At 28.1% G+C, this 12,266-nt stretch carries 12 protein-coding genes and 1 tRNA gene; 10 read left to right on the top strand and 3 right to left on the bottom strand.

Annotated features, from left to right (window positions below; genetic code table 11):
• Positions 1-242: 242 nt before the first annotated feature.
• The 3 genes from QK892_RS17805 (at position 243) to QK892_RS17795 (ending at position 1,464) form a co-directional block, all read left to right on the top strand.
• Positions 243-386: a hypothetical protein gene (locus QK892_RS17805; protein WP_317274890.1), complete on the top strand. Its 144-nt coding sequence runs from the start codon at positions 243-245 to the stop codon at positions 384-386.
• Positions 387-540: 154 nt separating this feature from the next.
• Entirely contained in the window at positions 541-984 is a 444-nt protein-coding gene (locus QK892_RS17800) for a hypothetical protein (RefSeq protein ID WP_317274889.1), read from the top strand.
• 27 nt (positions 985-1,011) lie between these two features.
• A complete protein-coding gene (locus QK892_RS17795; protein ID WP_317274888.1) occupies positions 1,012-1,464 on the top strand; it encodes a VanZ family protein in 453 nt (150 codons plus the stop codon).
• An 11-nt stretch (positions 1,465-1,475) separates the two neighbouring features.
• Here QK892_RS17795 and cls read toward each other — a convergent pair whose 3' ends face one another.
• Positions 1,476-2,945, bottom strand: a complete 1,470-nt coding sequence (cls, locus tag QK892_RS17790) for a cardiolipin synthase (protein ID WP_317274887.1) — start codon at positions 2,943-2,945, stop codon at positions 1,476-1,478.
• Between the two features lie 274 nt (positions 2,946-3,219).
• Here cls and QK892_RS17785 point away from each other — a divergent pair, with 274 nt between their 5' ends.
• The 5 genes from QK892_RS17785 to QK892_RS17765 all read left to right on the top strand — a co-directional run bounded on the left by QK892_RS17785 (position 3,220) and on the right by QK892_RS17765 (position 10,065).
• Positions 3,220-4,761, top strand: coding sequence for an AbgT family transporter (locus QK892_RS17785; RefSeq protein WP_317274886.1), 1,542 nt, complete (start codon positions 3,220-3,222; stop codon positions 4,759-4,761).
• Positions 4,762-5,178: 417 nt separating this feature from the next.
• On the top strand, positions 5,179-7,254 hold the full coding sequence (gene fusA / locus QK892_RS17780; RefSeq protein ID WP_317274885.1) for an elongation factor G: 2,076 nt from the start codon (positions 5,179-5,181) through the stop codon (positions 7,252-7,254).
• Positions 7,255-7,343: 89 nt separating this feature from the next.
• Positions 7,344-7,580 carry a hypothetical protein gene (locus QK892_RS17775; protein WP_317274884.1) on the top strand — a complete coding sequence of 79 codons (237 nt, stop codon included), beginning with the start codon at positions 7,344-7,346 and terminating at the stop codon, positions 7,578-7,580.
• Between the two features lie 129 nt (positions 7,581-7,709).
• Positions 7,710-8,948 carry a competence/damage-inducible protein A gene (locus QK892_RS17770; RefSeq protein WP_317274883.1) on the top strand — a complete coding sequence of 413 codons (1,239 nt, stop codon included), beginning with the start codon at positions 7,710-7,712 and terminating at the stop codon, positions 8,946-8,948.
• A 187-nt stretch (positions 8,949-9,135) separates the two neighbouring features.
• On the top strand, positions 9,136-10,065 hold the full coding sequence (locus QK892_RS17765) for a CPBP family intramembrane glutamic endopeptidase (RefSeq protein ID WP_317274882.1): 930 nt from the start codon (positions 9,136-9,138) through the stop codon (positions 10,063-10,065).
• A gap of 33 nt (positions 10,066-10,098) precedes the next feature.
• Here QK892_RS17765 and QK892_RS17760 read toward each other — a convergent pair whose 3' ends face one another.
• Positions 10,099-10,533: a hypothetical protein gene (locus QK892_RS17760; RefSeq protein WP_317274881.1), complete on the bottom strand. Its 435-nt coding sequence runs from the start codon at positions 10,531-10,533 to the stop codon at positions 10,099-10,101.
• Positions 10,534-10,660: 127 nt separating this feature from the next.
• On the opposite strand from QK892_RS17760, the gene QK892_RS17755 reads away from it, so the two are divergent.
• Positions 10,661-10,736, top strand: a tRNA-Phe gene (locus QK892_RS17755).
• A 228-nt stretch (positions 10,737-10,964) separates the two neighbouring features.
• The gene (locus QK892_RS17750) at positions 10,965-11,162 is read left to right on the top strand and encodes a hypothetical protein (protein ID WP_317274880.1); all 198 of its coding nucleotides are present in this window, start codon (positions 10,965-10,967) and stop codon (positions 11,160-11,162) included.
• Between the two features lie 35 nt (positions 11,163-11,197).
• Here QK892_RS17750 and QK892_RS17745 read toward each other — a convergent pair whose 3' ends face one another.
• Complete coding sequence (locus QK892_RS17745; RefSeq protein ID WP_317274879.1) at positions 11,198-11,875, bottom strand: uracil-DNA glycosylase; 678 nt, start codon at positions 11,873-11,875, stop codon at positions 11,198-11,200.
• Between the last annotated feature and the right edge of the window lie 391 nt (positions 11,876-12,266).

The raw sequence follows: 12,266 nt of genomic DNA, 5'->3' as shown, positions 1-12,266 counted from the left end.
TATAGCTCAGTTGGGAGAGCACTTGCCTTGCACGCAAGGGGTCAAGGGTTCGAATCCCTTTACCTCCACCAAGAAGTTATGAAATCATAACTTCTTTTTTTATTATTTATAAATGTCGAAAAAATTTAAAAAATCTCTAAAATTTTAAATAGGAATAAAATAGAAAATAATATATAATTAATATATAAACAGTAGAATAATAAGAAATGTTAAGGTCTTATCCTTAGATAGGAAGTGTTAGTATGGGCAAGAAGGATGACTTAGAGCAAAAAATAGTTGATTTAAAGCTAGAAAAAAGAAAATTAGTATTAGCCGGAAAGAATACGAATACATTAGATGAGTTAATAAGAGAAATAGAAGAAGAAATAAAAAAGTTAGTTAAATAGCAAAATATCTAATAGGTCTAAATGATAAATTTAGATCTATTTTACTTTTTACTCCATATGTATATAAATTTAATAATATAAGAATAAATTAGTATAATATAGCATATTAAATGGTAAAGAAGTAATCTTTCTAGTTAATGAGGGGGAGTAAAAAATGATAAGAACTTTTGTATGTGAGAAGGATGGATGCAGTGGAAATAGATTTTATTTAGAAAGTGAAGAAGAGAATGTGAAATTAATTTGTGCTCAATGTGAATCAAGGTATAATATAGATGTAAGCATTAATGATTATATAATTATGCCTAATTGTTCTAAGTGTTCTAATGATGTATTTAAGGTGCATAGGGATATAGAAAAGAATAATATATATATACAATGTGCTAAATGCGGGGGTGTACCTGAAAAAATATATATGGACTTAGATGGAGTACAAGTTTCTTATGAAGCAAAGCTTTTAAATGATATAAAACAGATAATGAATCTAGTAGAACAAAGAATATACAATTTGGAAGTCAATGTGAAAGACTTAGAAAGGAGTCAAAATATATTAGAACAATCACTTGCATATATAAATAAGTATCTAGTGGAAAAAGATTAATTATTATATTAACATAAGGAGAGGTTTATGTATAAACATAAAAAGATAATATCGTGGTTTCTATTAATTACATGGATGATAGTAATATTTATAATGTCACACCAACCAGGGGAAGTTTCAAGTAATCAAAGTGAATTAGTACTAAAAATTTTTAGCCTTGTAGGAATAGAGTTAAATGATTATTTTGGAGAACTTGCAACATTTATAGTAAGAAAAGTTGCTCATTTTTCTGAATATATGATTTTATTCTTTCTTTCATATAATGTTTCAAGGCACTATGGAAATATAAGAGGTCTAAGGTTTTATCTAATTATCTTTGTATTTCTATACGCATGTACTGATGAACTTCATCAATATTTTATTCCAGGGAGAAGTATGGCATTTAAAGATGTATTAATAGATACATCAGGAGGAATTTTTGGATTTATAATTATAACTTTACTTGAAAAATTTAATCTCAAAAAATATAAGACCAGCTGAATAGCTGGTCTTTATAAAATTGAGGATAATAATCTTGAAACTCCATCAACAAGTTTATTAAGTGTAGATCTATTTTCATATTGTTTATAATTAAAATCACTACAATTTTCTAATAAACTTTTGAATAAATTATTGAAGTCCTTAGTTATTTGCTCATTATAAATAATAGAATTAATTTCATAGTTTAATTCAAAACTCCTAATATCTAAATTAGCAGTTCCAATTGTGCATATTTTTTCGTCAATCGTTAATAACTTTGAATGTATAAAAGCATTTTTTTTATAAAAGTAAATTTTAGCACCAATTTTTTGGAGTTCAGCTAGGTAAGTTTTAGATGCTCTATTTACAGTAAAATGATCAGCTTTCTCAGGAAATATTAAAGATACAATAACTCCACTTAAAATAGCAATTTTTAATGAATCCATTAAGCTCTCTGAAGGAATGAAATAAGGTGTTATAATGTTTATAGATTTTTTTGCGGTACTAATCATTTTTATTAATACTTGAAGAATACTAGGAAATTCAGAATCAGGTCCACTTTTAATTATTTGCATAGGTACATTTCCGTAGGAATTGTGGTTTTTAAAGTAACTTTCTATATTATTTAAAATATGTACTTCTTCATTATTATATTTTTTTATGCTAGAAAAATCATCTAAGAACACTGATTGTAGGCCTAACACACAATCTCCTTCAATCATAATATGGCAATCCTTCCATTCGCCCATTTTTCCTAAACCTATATATTCATCACCAATATTAATTCCTCCTAAAAAACCAACTTTGCTGTCTATAACTACTATTTTTCTATGGTTTCTATAGTTTATCTGTGTATTTATAAGCCTTAGGAATGGTGCTAATACATATGAGTATAGAGCTACTTCGACTCCTGCATTTCTTAAATCTTTTATATATTTGCGATTAAGCCTTATAGAACCAACTTTATCTATAATAAATCGGACTTTAACACCTTCATTAGCTTTTTTTATTAAAATATTTTTAATTTCATTACCTATTCCATCATTCTTAACTATATAATATTCAAGATGAATATGATCAGTTGCCTCATTAAGCATTTTTTTTAGCATATCAAATTTATTAATTCCACCATCTAATATTTTAATTTCATTATTCATAAATAGTGGCGAAAAAGAATTTGCAGCTACTAAGCTTATAATATCTTTATATTCATATATTAAATTATTTTCTTTTAAGTCAGTAGATGATATTAATCTAAGTGTCCTTTCTTTAGATTTTTTATCAAGTGTATTAACCTTCCAGTTTCGACCTAAAAATATAAATAATATTAACCCAACAGGAGGTAATATCATTAAAATTAGAATCCAAGCCAAAGTTTTTTCAGGTCTTTTTTTATCAAATAAAATCATTATAAATATAATGGCTAAATTTACAATAAATGAAATATAGAAAATGGTTTTAAATGCAAGTATTAGAAAAACCTCCTTCAATATAAAATACATATATATAATATTGGATATTTTTTAATAAATCATAATTATATTTATAAGTATATCCTATATTTTATATTTTTAAGCTATAGATAGATTTACTAAAATATTAACAAAATGAATACAGATTTTTTAATGAATTTGAATAAAAATCATATATAAACTTGAAAAAGAGTAAAATTGGTTATATAATAGATGAGTATTTGGTAGAAAAAGATATAAAATTGAATTAAACAAATAATGAAATTTTTACAAGACTTAATTTGCAATTTAAGGGGGACGAAAGATGAAAATTAATGAGAAAAATGTGAACTCTAATAGAGGTATTTTAGGTGCGATTGAGAGAATTGGCAATAAGTTACCTCATCCTGCAACAATCTTTGTAATACTTTGTTCAATTATTATAGTCATATCGGCTATAATGGAGAAAATGGGTATATCAGTAACGTATACTGGATTAGATCGAAGTACAATGGAAATAAAAGAGATGACAGCAAATGTTGTAAGCTTACTAACACCTGAAGGAATTAGATACATGTTTACATCAGCTGTTAAGAATTTCACTAGTTTCGCACCACTAGGAACTGTTCTAGTCGCTTTACTAGGAGTAGGAGTTGCAGAAGGTACTGGTCTTATTGGAACATTATTAACTAAGTTAGTAACAAGTACTCCTAAGAGATTAATTACTGTAGTTGTAGTTTTTGCTGGGGTAATGTCAAGTATAGCATCTGATGCAGGATATGTTGTGTTAGTACCACTTGGAGCTATTGTTTTCTTAAGTTTCGGAAGACATCCTATGGCTGGATTAGCAGCAGCTTTTGCAGGTGTATCAGGTGGATATAGCGCAAACTTATTAGCAGGACCAACTGATGCATTATTAGCAGGTATTTCTACAGAAGGAGCGAAATTATTTTCATCAACAGCTTCTGTTGGAACAGCAGATAACTGGTATTTTATAATTGCTTCTACTTTTGTAATCACTATAATAGGTACAATAGTTACTGAAAAAATAGTAGAACCTAAGCTTGGGGCGTATAGAGGTGAGGAAAAAGCAATTCTACAAGATATTACTCATGAGCAAAGAAGAGGTTTAAAATTTGCTGGAATAGCAGCATTGATATTCGCTATATTAATGGTGATATGCTTACTTCCAAATGGAGTATTAAGAAATCCAGAAACTAATGAAATATTAAACTCACCGTTTATGGATTCTATAGTTATTATTATTTCTTTATTATTCTTTATTCCAGGTGTTGCTTATGGAGTTGGATGCAGAACTATTAAAAATGATAAAGATATAATAGCTCTAATGGGAAAAAGTATGTCAACAATGGGAGGATATATAGTTTTAGTTTTTTTTGCAGCACAATTTGTCCAATACTTTAGTTATACAAACATTGGTATTGTAATTGCTGTTAATGGAGCTAATTTCTTAGAAGGAATAGGATTTACGGGAATTCCACTTATAATAGCATTTGTAATATTAACAGCTTTCATTAATTTATTTATGGGGTCAGCTTCTGCGAAATGGGCTATAATGGCACCGGTGTTTATACCAATGTTAATGAATTTAGGTACATCACCTGCATTAGTGCAAATGGCTTATAGAATAGGAGATTCTAGTACAAACATTATATCTCCACTTATGAGTTATTTTGCTCTTATTGTTGCCTTTGCTGAAAAGTATGATAAAAAGTCTGGGGTAGGTACATTAATTACTACTATGATCCCATACTCAATAGCATTTTTACTAGGATGGACAGCACTACTTATAATATGGTATGTATTTGGATTACCATTAGGACCAGGAGTAGGAGTGACAATATAAATATTAAGTAGAAGACTATATCTGAAAACAGATATAGTCTTTTTATTTAAAAAGAATTATATAATGATAAAAATACATGATTAACTATAATATAAAATGTTAAAAATTAAGGTGTTGAGACATTAGATTATTACTGTACTTATTTATAATAAATATGAATAATATAAAGTATATTACACATACACAAAATAAACTGAATATTCTGGAAATTATGATAGATTTATGTTATTCTATAATTAACATAAAATTCTAATTATGAATAACTTAGGATAACTATTATAAGTATCAGAGATTTAAAATTTATGTACAGAAGAGTTTAAAAAATAAAGTAAACAAATGTATTAACTCGAAAACTAATTAGATTTTAAATGAAAGGCAGGTGGAATCATAATATTTGTTAAAGTATTATGAGATAGTATGAAAAGTTATACAATAAAAAACTTAAGGAATGTTGGATTAATAGGACATGGAGGATCAGGAAAGACATCATTAATAGAAGCTTTGTTATTTCACACAGGAAATACAGATAGGTTAGGAAAAGTAGAAGATGGTACAACAGTTTCAGATTTTGATCCAGAGGAAAAAAAGAGAGGAATATCCCTTTCAACTTCTATAGAACCTATAGAGTTTAATGATACTAAGATTAACTTAGTAGATATACCAGGATATTTTGATTTCTCTGGTGAACTTATACAAGGAATGAGAGCTGTTGACGTTGCTACAATAGTTGTTTCAGGGGTTTCAGGAGTAAAAGTTGGAACTGAAAAGGCTTGGGATTATTGTAATAAAATAAAGCTACCAAGAACATTTTTTATAAATAAATTAGATAGAGAAAATTCAAGTTATGATAAAACATTGTCACAATTAAAGGAGAAATTCGGAATTAGTGTTGTTCCTGTTCAATATCCTATAGGTGTAGAAGATGACTTTAAGGGTGTTATAAACGTTATTTCTAAGAAGGCTAGAATTCATGATGCAAAAACAAAAGAAATAAAAGAAGTAGATGTTCCAGAAGAATTATTAGAAAAAATAGATGAATGTAAGAGAATGATAATGGAAGCTGTCGCTGAGACTAGTGAAGAATTATTAGATAAATATTTTAATGAAGGGGAATTAAGTGATCAAGAAATATATAATGGATTAATTGAAGGTTGTGCAACCGGAGATATAGCTCCTGTAATGTGTGGAAGTGCATTAAAAGTAATAGGTATGAGATGTTTCCTTGAAGATGTCGTAGAATGTTTCCCATCACCTAAATATTCAATTCCACAAAAAGCATTTGATGTTAAGATGAATGAAGAGGTTTTTATAGGTTTAGATGAAGATAAGCCTTTTTCTGCTCTAGTATTTAAAACTATAGCGGATCCATTTGTGGGGAAAATTTCTTTATTTAGAGTAATTACAGGAAAATTAACTAATGAAGTTACAGCAGTAAATAGTAATAAAGACAAGACTGAGAAACTAGCCAATATATTCTTTATGAGAGGTAAAAATCAAATACCTACAAAAGAGGTAGTAGCTGGAGACATAGCTGCAGTTGCAAAATTGCAATATACTGAAACTGGAGATACATTATGTGATATTAATAATAAAGTTATATATGATAAGATGAATTTTCCAAAGCCAAATATTTCAATGGCGGTACTTCCAAAGTCAAAGGGAGATGAAGATAAAATATCAGCTTCACTTCAAAAGTTATTAGAAGAGGATCCTACTTTTACAGTTGAAAGGGATAGTGAAAATGCAGAAACTATAATTTCAGGAGTTGGAGAAACTCATTTAGAAGTAATAGCTAGTAAATTAAAAAATAAATTTGGAGCTGAGGTTATTTTAAGAACACCAAAGGTACCATATAGGGAAACTATAAAAGGTATAGCTGATGTTCAAGGAAAACATAAAAAACAATCAGGCGGACATGGTCAATACGGAGATGTAAAGATTAAATTTGAAGCTAGAAATGATGGAGAAAGTGATTTAGAATTTGTTGATAAAGTTGTGGGAGGCGTTGTACCAAGAAACTTTATACCAGCAGTTGAAAAGGGACTAAGAGAATGTATGGATAAGGGAGTATTAGCTGGATATCCTGTAGTAGGATTAAGGGCTACGTTACATGATGGTTCTTATCATCCTGTTGATTCTTCAGAAATGGCATTTAAATTAGCAACTTCTATAGCCTTCAAAAAGGGGTTAGAGCAAGCTAAACCTATATTGTTAGAACCTATAATGAAGGTTGAGATATTTGTTCCAGATGAATATATGGGAGATATTATTGGCGATATTAATAAGAGACGTGGTAGAGTTCTAGGGATGGAACAAGAAGGCGGACTTCAAAAAGTTAATGCAGAAGTTCCTTTAGTTGAAATGTTTAAGTACACTACAGATCTAAGATCTATGACTCAAGCTAGAGGTAGCTTTACTAGTGAATTTGAAAGATATGAAGAAGTTCCAGAATCCGAGGCTAAAAAGATAATAGAAGAAAATGCTAAAAATTAACTATAGAAAAAATGCATAAATAGTAGTATATGTGAAAAAATAATGTATATTAAATTTTACAACAAATGAAGAAGCTTAGGAGGAGTACTATGCCAGATTATAGAATGGATATAAATGGGCAATTGGGGCTTAGCGAGTATAGTAACATATTTGATTATATGAGTGTTGTAGATTCTAAGGATAATTTTACTATAACTTTAGATAATGCTCAAAGAGAAAATATAGGTATTATAACTTCTATGCTAAAAGATAGTAAGTTTTCTATATTAAATGAGGGAATTGATGATACAGGAAAATACTATATAAGTGTAAATAAGCAAGAATAACAAGGGAATTAATCAAATTAAAAAAATGGGACCGTATAATATAAATATATAGGTCTCATTTTGCTTGGTTAGTTGCCTTTTATAATTTATGGTAAAATATAATATATATTCTATATTTAGGAGGAAAGTATGAAAGCAGAATTAATTTCAATTGGAACAGAGTTATTGTTAGGAGACATAGTCAATACGAATGCGCAATTTTTGGCTAAGGAGCTGGCTATTTTAGGAATAGATGTTTACCACCAGTGCGTTATAGGAGATAATGAAGAGAGAGTTCTAAACTCATTCAAAGAAGCTTTTCATAGATGTGATATAATAATTACAACAGGTGGTTTAGGACCTACTCAGGATGATTTAACTAAGGAGTTAGGAGCTAAATATTTTAATAAAAAGATGATACTTCATGAGCCTTCATTAGAATGGATAAGAAAATTTATAGATATCAAAGATGAAGAGATATTAGAGGCAAATAAAAAGCAAGCATATTTCCCAGAAGGATCGATAATTCTTCCAAATGAAAAAGGTACTGCACCTGGTGCTATCATCACTGAGAATGATAAAACTCTAATTATTTTACCGGGTCCTCCAAAAGAAATGAAAGAAATGTTTACAAAGCATGTAGTTAAATATCTTTCAGATTTAACAGGAGAAGTTATTAAATCAAAAACTTTAAGGCTATTTGGTATTGGTGAAAGCTTAATGGCAAAAAAAGCTGATGATATAATACAAGGAAGTACAAATCCTACTGTTGCACCATATGCTAAGGACTATGAAGTTACTTTGAGAATTACTGCTAAAAGTGAGAGTGAAAAAAAATGTGATTCTTTGATTAATTCAAAGTGTGAGGAAATAAAATGTGTTCTTGGAGAATATATATATGGAGAAGGAGAAAAATCATTAGATATAGTTGTTTCAGAACTTTTATGTCAAAAGAATTTGAGTGTAGCTACAGCTGAATCTTGTACAGGCGGAATGATAGCCTCTACGTTAATATCTTATCCAGGAATTTCAAAGGTATTTAAAGAAGGTGCAGTGACGTATTCAAATGAGGCTAAGATAAAAAGACTTGGAGTTAATGAAGAAACAATAAATAAGTTTGGAGCTGTAAGTGAGGAAACAGCAAAGGAAATGGTGGAAGGAGTTGCAAGAGTAGCTAATACAGATATAGGAATATCAAGTACAGGTATAGCAGGACCAGAAGGTGGTTCTAAAGAAAAGCCAGTTGGATTAGTGTATATTGGAATATACATTAAAGGGAAAACTGTGGTAGAAAAATTTAATCTCACTGGGGATAGAGAATCTATAAGAAGAAAGGCTACTATGAATGCACTAAATATATTAAGAAAAGAGTTAATAAGGAATTATTAAAATAAATAATCCCCTTATGTTGTTTAAAACAAAAGGGGATTATTATCATATATAAATAAAATGGGGGAGAGGCGATTAACTGTGGAAACTTTCTCGCTTCGTTATAATTATTTACAATAAATACGATTATTATACATTAAATAATAGATAAATATAGGCAAATAGATATGTGTAGAAAGGATTAATTATGAAAAAGATTTTTAGAACAAATATATATTTTTTAATTATACTTTTAATAGAGATAATAGGACCTTATATTTTAAGACCGATTTATATATCATTTAATTTAACTGATACGAGATTAATTTTACTATTTAATCATTTAATATTATTTTTAACACCAGCAATTATATACATACTGATTACAAAGTCATCATTTAAGGATATATTAAAACTAAATAAATTACATTGGAAAGATACATTGTTAATAATTTTATTAGGATTTGTTATTCAGCCAGTTATGACCTTCTTTTCTTTAATATCAACTTTTTTTGTTAATAATGAAGTAGGTTCTTTCATTTATCAAATAACATCGACACCATATATATTATTGTTAGGATTAATAGCATTATTGCCATCTATAACGGAGGAAGTTACAATTAGAGGTATTATTCTTTCTGGATATGAAAATAAAAATAAGTATGTAGCAGCAGCAATTACAGGATTATTTTTTGGAATATTTCATTTAGATGCACATCAATTTTTATATGCTACAGTTATAGGATTTATTTTTGCACTTGTAGTTAGAATTACTAATAGTATTTATGCTTCTATGATAATGCATTTTATTGTTAATGGAACTTCAGTGACTTTTGCTAAAATCTCTAAATTGATTACAGATAATTTACCAGTTGCTGCTGATACAGCTGAGTTAACTCTTAAAAATATTAGTTTAGGAGAAAAACTTTTACTTTTAACAGTATATGGAGTTATTGCTATCATTTTTTCGATTTTTGTATTTTTAATTATTTATGCTTTGGAGAAAATTAATTCTAAGAGAAGAGTAGTCAAAGGTAATATACTAGTTAATGAAGAGGGTGGCAAAGAAAGAATTATCAATATTCCATTCATATTAATTATAATGATTTATTTGATATTCATGATGTTAACTATATAAAAGGGTTAGGAGGTATAATTACTCCTAACCCTTTTAATTTGCTTTCGCTACAGAAGAGGAAGTGCTATAAAATATAGAGATATCTTTAGAATTTACCCAACCACGATTATTTATACTATTCGAACTAGGTATATTTATATAGAACCATGTTTCATTATTTAATTCTGCACAATCTAGAATTCCGATTTCTGTATTAAACTTCATGCAATTGAGTATATCAGAGGATATATAGGGTGATAGATATATATATGAGTTTGCTTTTAATGTTCCTCCTTTATAGGTTGGGATTGAAAATTTAACTGATAAACTTCCTATTGATTTCTTACTAGTATCATATTTATTTCTTACAGCAGAATATTGTTTTCTGGTAAGAATTAATTGTTTTTTGATTATTTCTAACTTTCTATTATAGTAGAAGTAAATAAAGGCTATGCCTAAAATGAGTAAAATAAAAATTATATATCGCATAATACACTCCGAATAATACTATTAGTATATTATATTTTTCAATAATAATAAAAATAACTAAATTTTTATAAATATAGAATAAACTGTTGACATATTGTTAAAAATTTAATAGAATAAATATCGTTGAGGCTCGATAGCTCAGTCGGTAGAGCAGAGGACTGAAAATCCTCGTGTCCCTGGTTCGATTCCTGGTCGAGCCACCAGGTAAAGCTAACTATTAATTTAGTTAGCTTTTTTGTTATATATAAATAGGCGTAAAGGTTTCAAAAGTCTATTTACAAGTATTTAAAAGTCTTTTTGAATTAATAAATATATATTAAAGTATACAATAATGTTATATAAGTAAAAAATCTAATTATACTTTAAGATTTAGTTAAGAATTAATTAAGAAGTATGAATTACAATATAAATAAGTTCTATTTATAAGAGAGGTGTTATTGTTGGAAAAGTTAACTTTATTAGAAGAAGATTATGATTATTTAGCAAAGGGAATAATTGTGGGAGCAGGAATAGGAATACTTATTGGTTTTATTATTAATGATACCATATTAGCATTTTCTACATGCACCTTTATTGGAATGACTTTTTCACTTGGATGTTCGGTATATAAAAAAATTAAACATAAATAAAAAGGCGCCTTTAAAGTGCCTTTTAATTTTATCAACTAAACATTTTCTATTTGCCAATTAATTGGAGTTTTATTAACAGATTTTAAAAAGTCATTTGTTTTAGAGAATGGGTGACTACCAAAGAATCCTCTAAAAGCAGAAAGTGGACTCGGATGAGGAGATGTTATTATATAGTGGTGTCTATTTGTTATAAGTTTCCCTTTCGATATAGAAGGGTTACCCCAAAGGATAAATACAATTGGATCATTTTTATCATTAAGTAAAGAGATTATTTTATCAGTAAATCGCTCCCAGCCCATATTTCTATGAGAATTTGCTTCATGCGCTCTAACAGTGAGCACTGTATTCAGAAGTAAGACTCCTTGTTTAGCCCAACTTTCTAAGTAGCCATTGTTTGGGATATAACAGCCTAGATCGTCATGAAGTTCCTTATAAATATTAATTAATGAAGGAGGAACTTTAACACCTTTATTTACAGAAAAAGCTAATCCGTGGGCTTGATTAGGACCATGATAAGGATCTTGACCAAGAATAACTACTTTTACATCTTTATATGGCGTAAGCTTAAGAGCATTAAAAATATTATTCATATTTGGATAAATAGTTCTATTGTTATATTCAGATATTAAAAATTTTCTGAGATTTTGATAGTATTCTTTCTGAAATTCTTCGTCTAATAAATCTTGCCAGTCATTATCTAATATTTTTTTCAAAAAAATCACCTCTTTAATTATTTTATATCTCTAGTGTCTTCATAAATATTCTATTTAATAATAGTATATTTATCTAATTTAGGCAAAAACGTTACCTAGAATATCTATATAAGAAATTTAAATAAAAATAAAGAAATATAGAGTAATTTTAATATAATTATGAATAAAATATGTTTTTATAGAAATAATAAAAATTAAAAGGTGATAATATGTAAATCGTTCCTTACGAAACAAGTTTTCACGACAACAAAATTGAATGAAAAATTCAATAAAAAAATTGTTGACAAGGAAAATGTTAAGTGATAAGATAAGGAAGTCGCTTGAGGGCGACGAAGAAAATGGTCTTTGAAAATTGAACAGAATATAAGTTAAGTATAAAGTAAACCAGCAA

The organism is Clostridium lamae, from assembly GCF_033043255.1.
GTDB classification, from domain to species: Bacteria; Bacillota; Clostridia; order Clostridiales; family Clostridiaceae; genus Clostridium; species Clostridium lamae.
Note: the sequence above shows the minus strand (reverse complement) of the source record. Positions and strands in the feature narration are given on the sequence as shown.